This window comes from Mycolicibacterium agri (genome assembly GCF_002553505.1).
GTDB lineage: Bacteria > Actinomycetota > Actinomycetes > Mycobacteriales > Mycobacteriaceae > Mycobacterium > Mycobacterium agri.
The window spans coordinates 55,327-73,391 of sequence record NZ_PDCP01000002.1; the positions used below are offsets into that span (position 1 = coordinate 55,327).

An 18,065-nucleotide genomic window follows, 5' to 3' on the forward strand; every position below is an offset into this window, starting at 1 on the left:
TGATGTGTTACTGTGTAACGGACATTGAGTCCACTCAACAGGAATTTGGGGCCGCACGGATGGGCACTCCGGCACTCACCGATGAAGAGGTCGCTCGCCTGAACGAGCGCGCGCAGTTCGTCCGGCTGGAGGTCGTGCGCCTCATCGACATCGCCAAGACCGGTCATTACACGTCGGCGTTCTCCTGCGCGGAGATCTTCGCGGTGCTCTATTACGACGTGATGCGGCTGCGGCGCGGCGAACCCGACTGGCCCGACCGCGACCGTCTGCTGCTCGGCAAGGGCCATGCCGCCGTCGGCCAGTATCCGATCCTGGCGGACCTGGGTTTTCTGGACCACGAAACGCTCGACGCCTACACGCGCTTGGGCAATCCACTCGGCGACCATCCCGACATGACTCGCGTTCCCGGCGTTGACTTCTCGTCGGGATCGCTTGGACACAACCTCTCTGTCGGCCTCGGCATCGCGCTCGGCGGTCGGCTCAACCGCCAGGACTTCCACACCTACGTGATCCTCGGCGACGGCGAACTGGAAGAGGGTCAGAACTGGGAAGCCGCAATGCTGGCTTCGCATTCCGGAGTGGAGCGACTCGTCGCGATCGTCGACCGCAACCAGTACTCGCTCGACGGGGTCGTCGACGAGATGAATGCCGTCGAACCCCTTGCCGACAAATGGTGGGCGTTCGGCTGGAATGTCCATGCCGTCGACGGGCACGACGTGGCCGCGCTCAGCTCAGTGCTGCGCGACATCCGCGACAACCCCAACGGCAAGCCGACCGCCGTCATCGCCAAGACGGTGAAGGGCAAAGGGGTCAAATTCATGGAAGAGAACTTCGGCTGGCATCTGGGCTGGCTGGACGAAGACGACCGCGCCGACGTACTGACAGAACTGAAGGCGAACTCATGACCGACACCAAAGAGGCTGGCGCACGCGGGAACTCGTGGCAGATCATGGATCTGCTCGGGCAGGCACCCGGTTTCGCCGCGCTGTCCCAAGCGCTTATCGAGCTCACCGACGAGGGCGTGCCGATCGTCGTCGGCACCGCCGACCTCAAATACTCCAACGGCCTGGTCCGCTACCAGCAGAAGTATCCGGACCGGTTCCTGCAGTTCGGTATCTCCGAGCAGAACATGGTGTCGGCAGCGGCGGGCATCGCCACCACCGGCAACCAGCCGTGGGTCGCCACGTTCGCCAGCTTCCTGGCGCTTTTGTGCGCCGAGCAGATTCGCACCGACACCGCCTACACGCAGTTGCCGGTCCGCATGGTCGGCCACCACGCGGGCATCACGCTGGGGTTCTACGGCACCTCGCATCACGCCACCGAAGACCTGGCGATCACGCGCAGCATGGCCAACCTCACCGTGCTCGCGCCCGCCGATCCCGTACAGCTGCACGCGATGGTGAAGCAGACGCGCGACATCGACGGCCCGGTGTATCTGCGCACCGGAAGGGGCCGTGACCCAAAGGTTTACGACGCCACCGACCTCTCCGACCTGCGCATCGGGCGGGCGCTGCGCCACGGTGACGACGCACCGGTGACGATCGTCGCGACCGGGTCGATGGTGCATCCGGCGCTGCAGGCGAAGGCGACCCTCGCCGACGAGGGCGTGGACGTCTGCGTGCTGGACATGCACACGATCAAGCCGTTCGACCGCGAGGCAATCGAGCACGCGGCCTTGACATCTGACGTCATCGTGACCGTGGAAGAGCACAACATCATCGGCGGCCTTGGCGGCGCCGTCGCCGAGGTGATGGCCGAAAACCCGTCGCGCGCAAGGCTGGTTCGGCACGGCATCCGCGACGTATACAGCCTGATCGGTCCTCCGACGCACCTGTACCGCCACTACGGACTCGACGCAGAGGGCATCGCCGATGTGGTCCGGCGCGCCGCGGTTCAGCCGGCGCGGTCCGGCGTGTAACCCAGGCTCGCCGAGATCTCGGCGGCGCCGTTGCGCACGAGCTGCTGAAGGTGAGACTTGGCCTTGCCCAGAAGGTCGTCGCGCAAACCACTGACCGACAGCGCGGCAATCACCTCGCCGCGGAAATCGAATACGGGCGCACCGAGCGCGGCGATGCCGACGGTGACGTCACCGTCGCTCGTCGTCACCCCTTCGGCGCGCTCCCGGCTCAGCACGTCGAACAGCCGCTGACGCGTCGATGGCGTCGACGGCGTCAACCGCACCAGCGGACCCGCCGAAACGTAGCGCTGCCATTCCTCCTGCGGCGCGAACGCCAGAAGAGCGCGCGGCGCGGCACCGGTATGCAACGGCAGCGAGCCGCCCAGTTGCAACGCCAACGAGGCGACCCGCTCGCCCTCAATGCGTTCCACGCACACCGCGTGATCACCGCGGCGGACAAGCAGATACACCGTCAGCCCGGTCTCGTCGCGGATCCGGTTCATCACCGGCAGGGCCCGTTCCCGCTCGTCTAGCCCCGCCATCATCGCGGCGCCGAGGCGCAACGCGTGCACGCCGAGGCGATAGGTGCCCCGCGAGCCGGCCGACTCGACGAACTCGAGCTTCTCGAGGCTGCCGAGCAACCGATACAGGGAGCTGCGCGGCTCGCCGGTCTTCTCGGACAGCTGCGCGATCGTCAACTTGCGCTCCTGGCCGAGAAGGTCGAGCACTTCGACCGCCTTCTCCACCAGCCGTAATCCCACTGGTTGCGCCACTGTTTCCCTCTGCTTTCGGTTCATCGGTGCGGTCCGGAGGTCAAACCCCGGGGCTCACTACCACCTTCAGCGAATCACGCTCGCGAACCATATCGACGGCCTTCGCATAATCAGACAACGGTACGGGCTTCTCCACAATCGACTCGGCATCGATCATGTCGTTCTCGAGCATCCGCAGCGCGCCGGGGAACGTGTGCCGCGTCGTCATGCTCCCGATTATCGACAACTCGCGCGCAAAGACCTGGTAGGGCGACAGCGGCACGACGGCGTCGCCGGGCGCCACACCGAGCTGAAGGAACGTCCCTCCCCGCTGCAGCCGTGCCAGCCCATCCGCGATCGCCGCGGGCGCGCCGCTGGCATCGACGACGAGGTCCCAGTCGTCCTGCCGACTCAAGCTGTCGGGAGCAAACACCTCGTCGGCACCGAGCTTTTCGGCGACCGACAACCGCTGGGTGTCGAGGTCCACCGCATCCACCGTGTAGGCCCCGAGGTGGCGAGCCACCTGAACGGCGAGCAACCCGATCGTGCCGGCGCCGTAGATCAGCACCCGCCTGCCTGCTGTCCTCGGCACCATCTCGAATGCGTGCAGCACACACGCGAGCGGTTCGGCGAGGACGGCGGCCGAGAAGGTGACGGAGTCTGGAAGCACATGACAGTTGCGGGCAGGCACGACGACTCGGTCTGCGGCGCCGCCGTTCAACGTGATGCCGACGGCGTTGCGGTGTTCGCAGAGATTGGGTCGCCCACGACGGCAGAGCAGACACGTCAGGCACGGGACGCCGGGATCGACGACGACGCGGTCACCCGGTTGCGGGGACGTGACCTCCGCCCCGGTCGCGACGACCGTGCCGGTCACCTCATGCCCGGGCACAATGGGAAACCGTGCCGTGGCGAAGTCGCCGTCGAGCATGTGCAGGTCGGTGCCGCACACGCCGGTCAGCGAGACGTCGACGACCACCTCGGCAATGGCGGGGCGTGGCTCGGGGAGGTCGGACATCCGCACCACCGTCGGCGCCTCGATGACCACTGCTTGCATCACGGCCCCCAGTAACTCTCGTTTGGTGGACGTACTGTCCACCCAATGAAACTATTTTGCCATACGGGCGGCACTCAGGACACCTTCAGCCGGCGGTCAATTGGCGCTCAGAACAGCGCGACGGGGTTAACCAGGCATCCCGTCGCACCGATCATGACCAAGGGATTCACGGTCAGCAGGAAGTCGCGGCGCTCTTCCTGGTCGCACGCCTCGACCAACGGTTCCAGCAGTGGCGAATCGATCACCGCCACGCCGAACGCGTGTATCACCGAATGCACGCCGAACGAGAGACCGTCCCTATTCGGTGCGGTGTCGAACATGTCCCACAGCACGACCGCGATGTCGCGCTCGCGGAAGAACGGGACGCAGCCGGCGTCGAGGCCCGGTCGGCACGAGGCGTCCGCGGACCACGGGCCGTGGCGTTGTTCGTAGGCCCCTCGACCGCAGAAGATCGCCACCGCGTCTCCCGGTCCCGGTTCGACGCCCTGCGTGCGGCAGATGTCGTCGAGTTCGTCGCGGGTCACCGGTCGATCGTGGGTGACGTAATCGACGCCGCGGTAACGCGGTACGTCGATGAGGAAGCCTCGGGTGTAGATGCCGTCGCGCCAGTGCTCGATCGATCCCCACCGCGCGCCGGACAACGTGATCTCCTCGTCGGGATTCCGGCCGCCCCACAGGCCGTCGCCGTCCCACACGTGGCAGAGCGCGTCGACGTGGGTTGCGCTCTGACCGTGGTAGGCCATCCCCTGGAAGTCCTTCGCGGCACCACCACCCGCCGCGTGCGGTGTGCGCTCCATGTACATCATCGCCGGTGTCCGGTTGTTCGGGGCGGGCCGGGTCGGCACCGGCCGGGACAGCGACACAGCACGGCCGGAGCGCACCAATTTACTTGCCGCTACCCGTTTTTCGTTAGTGATCAGGTTGAGCGCCCCGCGTTGGTCCTGCGGCCCCCAGCGGTCCCAGTTGCGATGGTTGCGCAGATAATCCTTGAGTTCGTCGACGGTCATGCGCCACCCACCCAGGCCAGGTGGTCGGACAGGGCCTGGCGAAACTCGTTCGGTTTCTCCAGCGGTGCCATGTGAGGCGCGTCGATCTCGACGTAACGGGCGTTCGGCAGGCGCTCAGCCAGGGTGATCAGCTCCTGCGGCGGGGTGGAGACGTCGTGCTTTCCGGCCAGACAGGTTGTGGGCGCCGTGATTTCACCGAGTCGGTCCAGCACGTCATGGTCGGCCATCGCCCGCCAGATGTCGGCGAACGAGGCCTTGTCTATGTTCTGAAGGCACCGACGCGCATACGCCAGTGCCTCGGGTTCCGGTGTCGCAGCGAGGAAATCGGCGGTGAACCACCGCTCCAGCGTGGTCGCGACGGTGCGCTCGGTCGGGTCGCTCTCGGTGGCCGCCGCACGGTCCACCAGGATCTCGGTCGGGGTTCGCGCCGTGGTGCAGGCAAGCACGAGCGAGTGCACCGATCCGGGGTGGGCGAGCGCGAGATGCTGGGCCACCATACCGCCCAGCGACAGCCCGACGACGTGCACCGGCGTACGCACCCAGCCTGCGATCTCATCGGCCATGTCTTCGAGCTGAAGTCCCGGCCGCTGCCGACGCCTGATGCCGTGTCCGGGCAGCGTCACCGAGATCGCGCCATCGACGCCGAGCAGGTCGGCACACGCAGCGTCCAGGCCCGCTGCGTGCAGGATGAGCACCGGTGCCGCGGTCATGCGTCAGGCTTTTTCATCGGCGCGGGAGTGATCTCCCGGTACACGTTGCGGAGGTGATCGGTGAAGTGCGCGCTGATTTTTCGCGTCCACTCCGTCGGCGGAAGCAGCCGTTGGTAGGCCGGGCCGTCGAGCACCTCCGGATTCTCCAGTTCGTATGTCGCAAGGTATTTCGGCCCGCCTTCGAGCGCCTGGAACCGTCTGCCGTTGAGGAAGCCGTCGCACGCCAGGCGCTCGGGCAGGTGCTCCTCCTCGTACCAGCGGTTGAACTCGTCTTCGAACTCGGGCTCGATGTCGATCATCACGAACAGCAGCCCCGATCCGCGACCGGTGCTCATAGCTATGTCCTTTCGTCTCTTGGGTTCTGCCGGGATACCGTCACTCCACAAGAACTCCGGTCCGCACCCCCGTCTTGCGTCCGGCGACGCTGGGCAGGATGAGGATCGCCGCGGCGATGGCGAAGACGATCAGCGCGATCGGACGGTGCAGGAAGATCGTCCAGTCTCCGCTGCCCATCGACGACGTCCTGTTCAGGTTCGCCTCGAGCATCGGGCCTAGGATCAGACCCAGGATCAACGGCGCAGGCGGATAGCCGTACTTTGCCATGAAGAATCCCGGGACGGCGGCGGCCACCGCGAGCCATGCGCCCCACATCCGCTGTTCGATCGCGTATGCGCCGAGCACGCTGGCCACGATGATGATCGGGTACAGCAGCGAATAACGCAGCCGCAGAATCGATGCGAACATCGGCGCCATCGGCAGATTCAGAATCAGCAATAAAACGTTGCCGATGTAGAACGAGGCCAGCAGGCCCCACACCAGCGGCGCCTCTTTCTCCATCAGCAGCGGACCGGGCTGGATACCGAACAACAGGAACGCGCCGAGCAGCACGGCGGTGGTGCCCGAACCCGGAATGCCCAGCGCGAGCGTCGGCACGAACGCTCCATTGACCGCGGCGTTGTTCGAAGACTCCGGCCCGGCGACGCCCTCGATGGCGCCCTTGCCGAACTGCTCCTTGCGCTTGGAGATTCGCTTCTCCAGGTCGTAGGAGACGAAGGACGCGATGGTCGCGCCCGAGCCAGGCAGGATGCCGAGGAAGAAGCCCACGAACGTGCCGCGGGTGATCGGCCCGGCCGATCGGCGAAGATCCTCTTTGGTGAGAAGCAGATCGCGCAACCGGGCCCGGATGGGGTCCTGTCTTTCCAGCCTGGCCTGGCGCATCACCTCCGACAGCGCGAAGAGACCGATCACCACCGCGACGAAGTCGATGCCCCCGACGAGTTCGATGCTGCCGAAGGTGAATCTCGGCACCCCGGACTGGGGATCAAGGCCGACGGTCGAGATCGCGATGCCCAACAAACCCATTGCGAGCCCTTTGAATACCGCAGAACCCTGGGCGAAACCGACGACGCCGGCGAGTCCGAGCATCACGAGCGCGACCATCTCGGGAGGACCGAATTTCACCGCGAATCGGGCGAAGACGGGGGCTGCCGTCATCAGCAGCACGATGGTGATCGTGCCTGCGATGAACGACCCGATCGCGGCGATCGCCAGCGCTTGGCCTGCCCTGCCGCGTCTGGCCATCTGATAGCCGTCGAACGTCGTGACGACCGTGGATGCCTCACCGGGGGTGGACACCAGGATCGAGCTGATCGTCCCGCCGTATTGCGTGCCGTAATACAGGCCCGCCAACATGATCAACGCAGTGACGGGCTCCAGGCCCAAGGTCAGCGGCATGAGCAAGGCGACACCGGTCGCCGAGCCGAGACCCGGCAACAACCCGATGATGGTGCCCAGTAAGACACCGAGCAGGCAGAACAACAGGTTGTGCGGTGTGAGGGCAGTCTGGAAGCCGGTAAGGACGTTGTCCCACATGCCTTTACATCACCCCCGCGAACACACCCCAGGGCAGATTGACCTCGAGGAAGTCGTCGAACACGTACCACGACGCGATGAGGATCAGCACGGACACCGCGATCGAGGCGATCCACGGCTCCCGCTCGACGAACTTCATCATCACGAACGCGCCGAGCGCCAAGGCAGGGATGAGGCCGATGTAGGGCGCCAAGACGAGCGACCCGACCATGGCCGCGAGGATGAACCAGGGCCGAAGGCGGTGCCTCTCCTCGCGGTCGGCGATGTCGGATTCCATGTTGTCCGATGGCTTTTCGACCGCAGCGTCGGTAGCGTCGCTGCCGCCGACGCGGATGGGTGTTCGCTCGGTGACCTCCGCAGGCACGGCCGCCGCGGTGCCGGTGGCGCGGGATGACCGCAATTCCGACACCACCAGCAGCAGGCCGAAGACAATCATGCCCAAACCCGTGAGCGCGGGCATCAGCCCCGGCGCCATCCGGCCGTCATGCGCCAGCCCGTAGGACAGCCCGCCGACGAAGAACCCGACCCCCAGCGCGGTCACGATCGCGCCGGGAAGCCAGGCCGATACGGATCTCCTCACTGGGCGAACGCCCCGCTTGCCTCGAGCACCTCGTGAACTTCCTTGTCCTGCTCTTTCAGCATGTTGGTGAAGTCCTCAGGTCCGCTGTAGGCGGGGGTGGTCAGCGCGCTCTCCAGGTACTGCTGATACGACGGTGTGTCCTGCCACTTCTTGAAGCAGTCGGCATACCAGTCGCGAGCCTCGTCGGACATGTCGGGCGTGCCGAGCAAGCCGCGCCATTGCGTGAACGCGATGTCGTAGCCCTGCTCTTGCGCGGTCGGCACCTCTGCCATCGCCCCGTCGGAGTAGCGCTCCGGGCCGAAGATGGCCAGACCGCGGATGTCGCCCGATTCGACCTGTCCGACGATGTCGCCTGCGCCGCCGATCGCGGCATCGATGTCGCCGCCGAGCAGCGCGGCCGTGGTCTCGCCGCCGCCGTCGAAGATCACCGGTTCGAACTTGACGCCGCCCTGCTTTTCCAGGAGCACCCTTGCGATGTTGTCGGGGCCGGAAAGGCCGACGACGCCGATCGTGACCTTTCGTGTCTTGGCGGCCTCCACCAGGTCTTGCAAGGACTTGAATGGCGAGGCCGCGGGGACCGCAATGCTGACCTGGTCGTCGGCGAGATGGGCTATGGGAGTGAATGATTCCCACGTGAAGGACGTGTCGACGAACATCGGCAGCGTGGTGAGCTCGGTGGTGGTGGCCATCAGAACGTGGTCGCCGTGCTGCTGTTGGAAGTACGAGTAGCCGATGACGCCGCTGCCGCCCTCGTGGTACTCGACGTTGCCTTTGATGCCCTCGCCGCACGACTCCAGGCCGGTCAGCATGGCGCGGGCGAACTGGTCGGTGCCGCCTCCGGCACCGAACGCGGAGATCATGGTGATCTGCCGGGTCGGCTTCCAGTCGCCCCCGCCGGAATCGCCTGAACTGCCGCTGTTTCCGCCTGCACTGCAGGCCGACAGCACAAGGGCCGACGTGACTAGCAATGCTCCTCCGACACCACACCGGCGGAACTTCCGGACTTCTCTCATCGCACACTCCTCGATGTCGCACCTTGTAAAGCGATTTCGTGACGTGTCAGCCACGCCGTGACCGGCCGGTCCGGCCGGCCGCCGTTCGTCGGTGTCGGAATGGGTGCGCCGGCTGCTGTGCCGACGCGGAGAAAAGCCCACTCGGTGGTCACTTGAATCGGGGGGAGCCTTCGCGGGTGTAGATCATCGCCGACCGCTTGTAGGTGATGACGGTTGTGCCGTCCTGTTTGAAACCGCGGGTGCTCACAGTCACGATGCCGGCGTAGGGCCTGCTCTTGGACGGCCGCGTGTCGATGACCGTCGACTCGGCATAGAGTGTGTCACCGACGAAAACCGGTGCGGGAAGCCGCACTTCATCGAATCCGAGGTTGGCTACGGCGTTTTCACTGATGTCGCCCACGGTCAGCCCGTTGACGATGGCGAGCGTCATACCGCTGTTGAAGAGGTACTGGCCGAACTCGGTCTTCTTCGAATACTCGGCGTTGATGTGGTTCGGGTTGACGTTGCACGTCAACAGCGTGAACCAGATGTTCTCGGTCTCGGTGACGGTGCGGCCGACCGGATGCCGGAACACGTCGCCCACCTCGAAGTCCTCGAAGAAATTGCCGACCCAACTCTGCTTGACAGCCATCTACCCTCTCTCGCCTGGCTTAGCCGGACGCTGCTACTGGACTGCGGTCAGCGCAGCGATAGAATTCCCATATAACAGACATTCAGTTCACCACACGGAACATGGGTTGTCTAGAGAGTCGGACAAGAAAAGCGTGACGGGGGTCACTCCCGCGATGCGGCGCCATCCGGCAGCGGGCCCGGGCCGCCGGCGAACTTGGGGGTGATCTCGGCGTAGACGCCGCGGATCATCCGAACGTGCGCCTCGACCTCCTGCGTCATCGGAGTCGGGTTGCGCTTCTTTTCCAGGTACGGCTCCTGCTGGACGACTGCCGGGTTGTCGAGTTCGTACATGGCGAGGTACTTCGGCTGCCCCTCGACCGCGACATATCTGCGCGCAGACAGGACGCCGGGGATTGCCCCGCGCTCGGCCAGATGCTCCTCGTCGTACCACCGGTTGAGGAGCTCCTCGTAGCCCTCCTCGGGCTCCATCATCACCACCAGCAGGCCACGGCGGTCAGTGGGATACGCGGCGGGTTCGGTCGCTTGCTCGGACGGGTTCACGCTGTCCTTTCCGGTGGCCGGCGCTGTTGAATCCGGGCCGGCCGCCTCGCTCAACGCGGTCGCGAAACTGGACAATAAGGTCATCTACATGGTGGACTAATTGTCCGTAGAGCGAGACTATATGAACTCGGCGCGGCGCGTGTATCAAAGCGAAGGAGCGCAGGCTGTATGACCCCGTTGGATGGACACCGCGTAGTCGACATCACGCAAAGCGCCGCCGGGCCGTACTGCACGATGATTCTCGGCGACCTCGGCGCCGAAGTCATCAAGATCGAGAAGCCGACCGGCGGAGACGACGCCCGGGACTGGAAGCCCCCGTACTGGGGTGAGTACGGCTGCACCTTCCTCGCGCTCAACCGCAACAAGCGCAGCCTGGCCGTCGACCTGAAAACACCTGAGGGCAAACGGATCCTGTGGCAGCTGATCGAGACAGCCGATGTGCTGGTGCACAACCTGCGCGCCGGCGCACTCGACAAGCTCGGTTTCGGCTACGACGCCGTCCGCGCTGCCAATCCCCGGCTGATCTACTGCTCGATGACGGCCTTCGGCGGCAGCGGCCCCCTGTCGTCGCGGCCGGGCTACGACCCGCTGATGCAGGCCTATGCCGGGCTGATGAGCATCACGGGCGAGCGGTCCGCGCCGGGTGAACCGCCGCGCCCGCCGATCCGGGTCGGCACGTCGATCAACGACATGGGAATGGGCATGTGGGGTGCCATCGGCATCCTCGGCGCGCTGATGAACCGCAGCAAGACCGGGCACGGCCAGTTGGTCGAGACGTCCCTGCTGGAAACCGCCGTCAGCTGGATCCCGTATCAATTGCAGGCCTACATGGCCTCCGGCATCCTTCCTGACCGAAACGGCTCCGGCACCTCGATGAACGCGCCGTATGAAGCGTTCCCAGCCTCCGACGGCTACGTGATGATTGCTGCAGGAAACAATCCGTTGTGGGAGAAGCTGTGTCATGCGATCGGGCGGCCGGAGCTGATCACCGACCGGCGCTACGTGGACAACCCTGCCCGCGTGCGAAACCGCGCTGAGCTCGCCGAGGACCTGACCGCGACGCTGCGCACCAACACTGCGGCGCACTGGGTTTCCGTCCTGTCGGACGCCGGCGTCCCGTCCTCGCCGATTCGAACCCTCGACGAGGTGCTCGCCGACCCACAGGTTGCGCATCTGCGCATGGTGCGTCCCGCCGATCATCCAGAGATCGAGGGCTACAAAGACGTCGCGCTGCCGTTGCAGTGGGATGGGCAGCGGGTGGCGACTCGGCGGACACCGCCTGCGCTCGGTTCGGACACGGTTGCCGTCCTGCGTGAGATCGGCCTTGACGACGGTGATATCGCGCGGCTGATCCGCGAGCACATCGTCGGAGCCGCCCCCGAATCCGAAGCGGTCGCCGCCTCTCCGTCGTCGACGTGATGCGGCGACCCTCTGCACCGAGTGCGCCATGGTGACCGGTGCCTGGCCGACGACCCTGGCGGTCGCCGCGACGGCGTTGAGCAACATGCCGATCTGGGTCTTCACCGGACTCGCGCCGTCGATCGGTGCCGATCTGAACTTCGGTGAACTCGGGCTCGGAGCGACCGCCGCGGCATTCTTCGCCGCCGCAGGCCTTTTCGCAGTACCGGCCGGCCATGCCGTGGAGCGCATGGGATGGCGACGAGCCATGATCGTGGTGTCCATCCTGCTGATCGTGTCGTTCACCGGCATGAGCCTGGCGGCCAACCTCGCTGTGCTTGTGTGCTTTTTGCTGGTCGGCTCCCTCGGCTTCGCCTTCACCCACCCGAGCACCGGCCTGACGCTGGCCCAGACCGTCGATTTGCACCGTCGGGGCATGGCCTTCGGGCTCAAGCAGGCCGCGCTTCCGCTCACCACCCTCCTGGTCGGGGCCACCACGCCGTTGTTCCTCGGCGTGAACGGCTGGCGCTGGGCCTTCGCGTCGTCGGCCGTGCTCAGCCTGGCGTTCCTGTGGGCGGTGGCGACCGAACATCGCAGATGGGTGTTCGCGAACGGAACTCGAATACCATTGCGAACAAATAACCATGGCGAACCAGTTGCACCGCGTCCGCGGCCGCAGCCGCCGCTGATGATGCTCGCGGCCGGCGCCGGGCTTGGGTGCATCGCGACCGCGAGCATCGGCGGCTTTCTCGTCGTCTACGCCGTGTCGGCCGGGCTGACCCAGACGCAGGCCGGCCAACTCCTCGCGATCGGCAGCATCGTGTGCCTGATGTCCCGGTTGGCCACCGGCTGGTTCGCGGATCGCCGCGGGCGCGGGCACCTGCGAGTGGTGGCGATCATGATGCTGGCCGGCTCGCTCGGCTTTTTGCTGCTGGCCGTGGCCTACGGCAGGCCGTGGCTGCTGGTCGTGGCGGCGGGTTTGGCGTTCGGGCTTGGCTGGGCATGGAACGGGCTGTTCGCGTTCGCCGTCGTGCACAACCATCCCGAGTTCCCCGCCGCCGCAACGGGTGTGGTGCAAAGCGTGATGGGGATGGGTTCGGCGGTCGGTCCGGCGCTGTTCGGCGTCACGGTTTCGGTCGCCAGCTACACCGGCGCGTGGACGGGTGCGGCGGTGTGCCTCGCGCTCGGTGCGGCGTTCATGTTGCAGGGTCGACGGCTGCTGGCCAGGGCGGTCGCCGCGCGCTAGCGTCAATCCGATTGCGGTGCAGGCGAAATAGCATCGCGCGCGGGCGAGACAATCGGCTCCTTCCACGGCGAGAGCGCACCCTGATATGCGCTCGGGCCGACACGGAAGTGCTGGGCCTGCTCGAGCGTCTCGACGAACGGCATGTCCATCGGGTAGAGCCGGTCCGGTCCCGGCCGCGGACCCGCCTTCGACACGTGTCCGTAGAGCGGATGACCCACGATCTCTTCGGCGAGCACGACGACATCGATCAGCCGGTCGAGGTCGACGCCGGTTCTGTAGCCGAGGCTTTCGAGCAGGTGCACCAGGTCCTCGGTCGGCGTCAGTGTCGCTGCGCGGCCGTTGCCGCAATAGGGGCATCCCGCCATGCCGCCGATGCTCGCGTCGATGATGGCAGTGTGTCGCTCGTCGAGCGTGCGCAGTGCCGAATAGATCGAGATCGCCGCCACCCCGCGCGTGTTGTGCAGGTGCAGGTGGAAGGTCCGCACGCTGGGCCAGCGACGGATGATTTCGCTGAGATCCTCTTCGACCTCGTGCGGCACGTTCCAGCCCATCGGATCGGCCAGCGACACCTTCGTCACCGCGATGCCGGCCGCCTCCCACAACTGAACTTGGCGCGCAAGCAGATCCATGCGCTCGGCATGACTGAACCCGCCCAGCCAGTTGGAACCCCATGCGGCGCCGAGGCCGACCTGGGCCTCGGTCGCGCCGTTGGCGACCGCCGCCTCGATCCGACCGGGCCACGACGCGATCTCCTGCTCCCTGGAGCGGTTGGTGTTGCGCCGCGCGAACACATCGCAGAGGTGGACGTTGGTCGCCGGAAGACCGTCGTCGAGCGACAGCGGCGGAATGTACTTCGCGCGCCGCTCGACGCCCTTCTCGTTGAGGGCCAGCGCCGTGTAGATGACGTCGGGACGAGGCGTGAAGCCCTCGACCACCTTGTCGATCATCGCCATCTGCGGCGTCCACTTGGGACTGACGAAGCTGCCCACCACGATCCGCTTGAGCCCGGTGTCCGACAGCGCATCGAGCAGCCGGATGCGGTCTTCCACCGAGATGTCGGGATTTTCGATCTGCAGTCCCTCGCGCATCCCTTCTTCCACGACGGCCACCGCAGGCATCCCCGCGGGCCCGTACGCAAGGTGCGGCATCTGCTGGTGCGCGTGCCGTGCAGCGCTGGTCGCCGTACCTGGCATCGTCGTCAGCTCCTTTCTCGGTGAAGGTCGATCACGTCAGCGCCCCCTCCAGACCGGTTGGCGCTTCTCGAGATACGCCCGGATACCCTCCTGGCGGTCCTCCGTGAGATACGGGTTCGGCCCCACATTCAGCCGCAGCGCCGTTTGCACCGGAAGCTCCCAGCCCTTGGTCAGCATTTCCTTGTAGCGCCGCAACGTCAACGGGGCGTTGGCCACGATCTGGCGGACCAGTTTCTCCGCCTGCTCGCGCAGCGTCGCCCCTGGGACGACGCGGTTGTACAGGCCCCACTTCAGCGCATCCTCGGCACTGATGTTGTCACCGGTGTAGAGCATCTCGAGCGCGACCGCGCGCGGAACGAGGCGCGGCAGCACCACGGTGGCGAAGTTGGCTCCCATGCCCCGTTTGGCCTCCGGCATGCCCAAAACGGCGTGATCGGCGGCGATTCGCAGATCGCAGGCCAGCGCCAGTTCGCAACCACCGGCGACGGCGGGACCGTTGAGCACCGCGATCGTCGGCTTGTACGTCTCCAGCACAGTCTCGTAGAGATTGCGTCGCGGGCCGGTCATCGGTACCGGAATCTGCTTGCCCGACTGGGCGATCTCGTCGAACTCCTTCAAGTCGGCGCCCGCGCAGAAGGCCTTGTCCCCTGCTCCGGTGAGCATGACCGCCCAGACGTCGGGATTGTCCTCGGCGTCGGTGAAGGCGTCGACGAGAGACGCGGTAACCGCAAGGCTCAAGGCATTTCGGCGCTCCGGGCGGTTGATGGTGATGTAGCAAACGTGCTCACGAACCTCGACGAGGACTTCGTCTGTGCTCATCTATCCACTCCTTTTCCTGCCTCCGCGAGGCATCCGACGAGATTTCTGGCGGCGAGGTTGTCCATCAGCGCACGGATACCGGTCGACCAAGCCGGCGCGCGCTCGCATGTGGTAACGGTGTTTTCCAGCGTTCCCAGTTCGGGACAGCTGATCGTGACGCGGTCGCCGACGTGGTGGGTGAAGCCCTCACCGGCGCGGTCGCGGTCCTTGAAGGGGGCGAACATCGTGCCGGTGAACAGGGCGAACCCGTCCGGGTACTGGTGATGCCTGCCGTAGGTGCGGGCCAGCAATTCCTCAGGGGTGCGGCTGATCTCGCGCATCGAGCTGACCTCGGTCAGTTCGAAGCCGTCGTCACCTTCGACGTGCAGAGTGATGTCGAGCCGCTTGACGTCGTCGAGGGTGAAGCCGTCGTCGAAGAGCCGGATGAACGGGCCGATCGCACATGATGCGTTGGCGTCCTTGGCCTGCGCCAACAGCAGGGCGCTGCGCCCCTCGAGATCACGATGGTTGACGTCGTTTCCGAGCGTCGCGCCGACGCAGGCGCCGCGGGAGTTCGCCACCAACACGACTTCGGGTTCGGGGTTGTTCCACGCCGAACGCTCCAACACGCCGATCTGGGCGCCGTGTCCGACGGCGGACAACACCGGCGCCTTGGTGAAGATCTCCGGATCCGGTCCTATGCCGACCTCCAGGTACGGTGACCACAACCCCTGCGCGACAAGCGTTTGCTTGAGTCGGTCCGCGGCCGCCGTGCCCGGCACCAAGTCACCGATGGCGCTGCGGATCTGCTCGGTGAGCTCAGCACGCACGCCCTGCACGCGCTGCGGATCACCGCCTGCGGCCTCCTCGACCACGCGCTCCAGCAGGCTGCGCACGAACGTGACGCCCGCGGCCTTGATCACCTGCAGATCAATCGGCGCCAGAAGATGCGGCCGCACCGGGCTCGGACCCGTCGCCAACTCCGCCAGCGACCAGTCCCGCGACGCCTGCCCGTGGCGCGCCACGTCGATGGCGTCGTCGCGGTCGAGAAGGTCGGCCATCGTGGGGCCGTGCCCGGTGATGTCGGCGACCCGTTGCCCGCGGACCGCCACCAGGCAGGGCCCGCCGACATCCGGGTCGTAAAGCCGCCCGACGCACGTGGCACGTTGTGCGGCAACATTGTTCACGTTGCCGCCTCTTGCGGTTGGTCACGGCATTCGCGGGCCAGCTCGCGCCAGAAGTCGTCCCGCTCGCCGGGCAGCATGAACTCGAAGAGCGCGACCCGGTCGACCAATCCGTCGTATCGCTCGCGCAGGGCGGCTCCGACGTCGCCCGGGTCGGCCTCCACGGCGAAAGCCGACACCATCTCGTCGGTGACGCAGTCCGACATCTCGTCCCATCGGCCCTGGCGCGACATGGCGTGCAGCTTTTCGCTGATCGCGTCCCAACCGTGGACATTCAGCACGACGCGGTACGCGGGGGTCGACGCGTAGAACGCGATGCGGGACTTCACCGCGGCGCGCTGTCGCTCTCTCTCCTCCCCGCTGTCCCCCGTGATGACGAAAGTGCTTGTCGACAGCTCCACCTCCGCCGCCGCCCGGCCCGCCGACGCCGCGCCCTTGCCCACCTCGGGCAGAACGACGGACCGGATGTAGGCGGGGGTGTGGAACGGGTGGACATGCAGCCCGTCGCACATCTCGCCGGCCAGGCTGATCAGCGCTGGGCTCACGCCTGCGATGGCGACGGGGATATGGGGGTGATCCAGCGGACCGGGGTTGAAGACGGGCGGAAGCAGGTTGTGGCGGTAGAACCGGCCTGCATAGTTCAGCGGCTCACCGCTCTGAAACGAATGCCAAATCGCCCGCAACGCGCAGACGTAGTCGCGCAGCCGTGCGACTGGTCGGTCCCACGGCATCGAAAAGCGCCTCAGCACATGCGGTTTGACCTGGGTTCCGAGTCCGAGCAGAAAGCGTCCGCGCGAGCGGCGCTGCAGGTCCCACGCGAGTTGGGCGGTCACCATGGGCGAGCGGGAGAAGGCGATCGCCACGGCGGTACCGAGCTGGATGCGCGATGTGTACTCCGCCGCGACGGCCAACGGCAGGAACGCGTCGTGCTTGTTCTCACCGGCCCACAAACCGGCGACGCCGATCTCTTCGGCCCATCGACTGATGCTGCCGGTGGCGAGTGCGGACGACCCCTCGGAACTGAGTCGGGCGTCGAACTTCACGAGCACTCCTTTTCACAGTCGCGGTGACAAGACCGGCTTGATGATGGTTCCGGCGCGCATGTCGGACATGGCCTGGTTGACTTGTGCGAGCGGGTATTCGGTCACCAGCCGGACCAGGTCGAAGTGGTCGGCCACCTGCGGCAGCGTGCGCACGTAGCGCTCATAATGTTGCGCCGAAAACGCCCATGAACCAATGACTTCCAGTTGTTTCCTGGTGATGTGGTGGGGATTGATCAACGTGTCGCCGTGGTCGGTGTACTGGCCGACGACGAGGTAGCGGCCCCCGCGACGGGCCATCGCGATGCCTTCCGCCACGGCGCTGGGCAGACCCGTCGCCTCGATCACCAGATCGGCTCCGCGGCGACCGGGGGTGACCTGTCGGGCGGCGTCGATCCTGGCTTCCGGTTCGGTGTGGCGGTCGATGTCCAGCGCCAGATCGCAGACGCCGAGTTCGTCGGCCACCTTCAGTCGCTCCGCAGGCCCGCCGACGAGCACGATGGTGCCCGCGCCCGCCAACCGCGCGTACATCGCCGCCGCCATTCCGACCGGGCCCGCGCCTTGGATCACCACCACCTCGCCCACCCGGGGCGCGGCTCGGCCGAGCAACCCGTGCACGATGGTCGGTCCCGCGCAGCCCAGCGCGACCACTTCCAGCCCGGAGAGCTGCGCAGGTACGCGGAACAGCGCGGTGCCCGGCTGCAGGTAGATGCGTTCCGCCCAGCCGCCCGACAGGTGTGGCCACACCTGCGCCGATTGATTGATGCCATAGACCCGGCGCTGCTCACACAGCGAATATTCATGCAGCGCAACGCAATAGTGACAGCGGCCGCACGGGATGCTCGACGCCCACACGACGTGATCGCCGGCACGCAACCGGTCGCCCGTCGCGTCGGCATCCACACCGTCGCCCAGTTCGCGCACCACGCCCACCGCTTCGTGGCCGAGAATCACCGGAAGGGGAACCGGCAGCCTGCCGTCCTGCAGGTGGATGTCGGTGCCGCAGATCCCGGCGTGCAGGACGTCGACCACGACCGCGCCCGGTTGCGCGGGGGCCGCGGGATACGTGCCGATGCGCACCTCGCCGCCGGTCGTCTCCAGCACCGCAGCGCGCACCGTCGTCACCATCGACTCCATCTCTTCGG

The 18,065-nt window shown here is 66.3% G+C and carries 19 protein-coding genes; 4 read left to right on the plus strand and 15 right to left on the minus strand.

The window, feature by feature from the left end; all coding sequences use genetic code 11:
• The first annotated feature begins 59 nt into the window (after positions 1–59).
• Entirely contained in the window at positions 60–905 is an 846-nt protein-coding gene (locus tag CQY20_RS01410) for a transketolase (RefSeq protein ID WP_097937869.1), read from the plus strand.
• Positions 902–1,918 carry a transketolase family protein gene (locus CQY20_RS01415; RefSeq protein WP_097937870.1) on the plus strand — a complete coding sequence of 339 codons (1,017 nt, stop codon included), beginning with the start codon at positions 902–904 and terminating at the stop codon, positions 1,916–1,918. The genes CQY20_RS01410 and CQY20_RS01415 overlap by 4 nt, the downstream gene beginning before the upstream one ends.
• Here the strand turns inward: CQY20_RS01415 and CQY20_RS01420 are convergent.
• The 10 genes from CQY20_RS01420 to CQY20_RS01465 form a co-directional block, all read right to left on the minus strand.
• Positions 1,894–2,670 carry an IclR family transcriptional regulator gene (locus tag CQY20_RS01420; protein ID WP_163700921.1) on the minus strand — a complete coding sequence of 259 codons (777 nt, stop codon included), beginning with the start codon at positions 2,668–2,670 and terminating at the stop codon, positions 1,894–1,896. The genes CQY20_RS01415 and CQY20_RS01420 overlap by 25 nt on opposite strands.
• 40 nt (positions 2,671–2,710) lie before the next feature.
• Positions 2,711–3,748 (minus strand): alcohol dehydrogenase catalytic domain-containing protein, encoded by a 1,038-nt coding sequence (locus CQY20_RS01425; protein ID WP_133119010.1) that lies wholly within the window; start codon positions 3,746–3,748, stop codon positions 2,711–2,713.
• Between the two features lie 65 nt (positions 3,749–3,813).
• Entirely contained in the window at positions 3,814–4,713 is a 900-nt protein-coding gene (locus CQY20_RS01430; protein WP_097937873.1) for a cyclase family protein, read from the minus strand.
• Complete coding sequence (locus tag CQY20_RS01435; protein WP_097937874.1) at positions 4,710–5,423, minus strand: alpha/beta fold hydrolase; 714 nt, start codon at positions 5,421–5,423, stop codon at positions 4,710–4,712. Before CQY20_RS01435 ends, CQY20_RS01430 begins: the two co-directional genes overlap by 4 nt.
• Entirely contained in the window at positions 5,420–5,758 is a 339-nt protein-coding gene (locus tag CQY20_RS01440) for a DUF4286 family protein (protein ID WP_097937875.1), read from the minus strand. The genes CQY20_RS01435 and CQY20_RS01440 overlap by 4 nt, the downstream gene beginning before the upstream one ends.
• 40 nt (positions 5,759–5,798) lie before the next feature.
• A complete protein-coding gene (locus CQY20_RS01445) occupies positions 5,799–7,295 on the minus strand; it encodes a tripartite tricarboxylate transporter permease (protein WP_097937876.1) in 1,497 nt (498 codons plus the stop codon).
• Between the two features lie 4 nt (positions 7,296–7,299).
• Positions 7,300–7,875 (minus strand): tripartite tricarboxylate transporter TctB family protein, encoded by a 576-nt coding sequence (locus CQY20_RS01450; protein WP_097937877.1) that lies wholly within the window; start codon positions 7,873–7,875, stop codon positions 7,300–7,302.
• Positions 7,872–8,888 carry a tripartite tricarboxylate transporter substrate binding protein gene (locus CQY20_RS01455; protein WP_097937878.1) on the minus strand — a complete coding sequence of 339 codons (1,017 nt, stop codon included), beginning with the start codon at positions 8,886–8,888 and terminating at the stop codon, positions 7,872–7,874. The genes CQY20_RS01450 and CQY20_RS01455 overlap by 4 nt, the downstream gene beginning before the upstream one ends.
• A 148-nt stretch (positions 8,889–9,036) precedes the next feature.
• Positions 9,037–9,519, minus strand: coding sequence for a MaoC family dehydratase (locus CQY20_RS01460; RefSeq protein WP_097937879.1), 483 nt, complete (start codon positions 9,517–9,519; stop codon positions 9,037–9,039).
• Positions 9,520–9,662: 143 nt separating this feature from the next.
• Positions 9,663–10,145, minus strand: coding sequence for a DUF4286 family protein (locus CQY20_RS01465; protein ID WP_133119011.1), 483 nt, complete (start codon positions 10,143–10,145; stop codon positions 9,663–9,665).
• An 84-nt stretch (positions 10,146–10,229) separates the two neighbouring features.
• Here CQY20_RS01465 and CQY20_RS01470 point away from each other — a divergent pair, with 84 nt between their 5' ends.
• Together CQY20_RS01470 and CQY20_RS01475 are read left to right on the plus strand one after the other, a co-directional pair.
• Positions 10,230–11,480 (plus strand): CaiB/BaiF CoA transferase family protein, encoded by a 1,251-nt coding sequence (locus tag CQY20_RS01470; protein ID WP_097937881.1) that lies wholly within the window; start codon positions 10,230–10,232, stop codon positions 11,478–11,480.
• A 28-nt stretch (positions 11,481–11,508) separates the two neighbouring features.
• On the plus strand, positions 11,509–12,705 hold the full coding sequence (locus CQY20_RS01475; RefSeq protein ID WP_097937882.1) for an MFS transporter: 1,197 nt from the start codon (positions 11,509–11,511) through the stop codon (positions 12,703–12,705).
• Between the two features lie 2 nt (positions 12,706–12,707).
• Here the strand turns inward: CQY20_RS01475 and CQY20_RS01480 are convergent, their stop codons facing one another.
• From CQY20_RS01480 to CQY20_RS01500, 5 genes are read right to left on the minus strand one after another with little or no spacing between them, the layout of a single operon-like run.
• Positions 12,708–13,898: a hydroxymethylglutaryl-CoA lyase-like TIM-barrel protein gene (locus CQY20_RS01480; RefSeq protein ID WP_234816054.1), complete on the minus strand. Its 1,191-nt coding sequence runs from the start codon at positions 13,896–13,898 to the stop codon at positions 12,708–12,710.
• A 36-nt stretch (positions 13,899–13,934) separates the two neighbouring features.
• Positions 13,935–14,717: an enoyl-CoA hydratase/isomerase family protein gene (locus CQY20_RS01485; RefSeq protein WP_097937883.1), complete on the minus strand. Its 783-nt coding sequence runs from the start codon at positions 14,715–14,717 to the stop codon at positions 13,935–13,937.
• Positions 14,714–15,883 (minus strand): fumarylacetoacetate hydrolase family protein, encoded by a 1,170-nt coding sequence (locus CQY20_RS01490; protein ID WP_207767233.1) that lies wholly within the window; start codon positions 15,881–15,883, stop codon positions 14,714–14,716. Before CQY20_RS01490 ends, CQY20_RS01485 begins: the two co-directional genes overlap by 4 nt.
• A complete protein-coding gene (locus CQY20_RS01495) occupies positions 15,880–16,923 on the minus strand; it encodes a TIGR03617 family F420-dependent LLM class oxidoreductase (RefSeq protein ID WP_097938016.1) in 1,044 nt (347 codons plus the stop codon). The genes CQY20_RS01490 and CQY20_RS01495 overlap by 4 nt, the downstream gene beginning before the upstream one ends.
• A gap of 12 nt (positions 16,924–16,935) precedes the next feature.
• Positions 16,936–18,048, minus strand: coding sequence for a zinc-binding dehydrogenase (locus tag CQY20_RS01500; RefSeq protein ID WP_420093239.1), 1,113 nt, complete (start codon positions 18,046–18,048; stop codon positions 16,936–16,938).
• Positions 18,049–18,065: the final 17 nt, after the last annotated feature.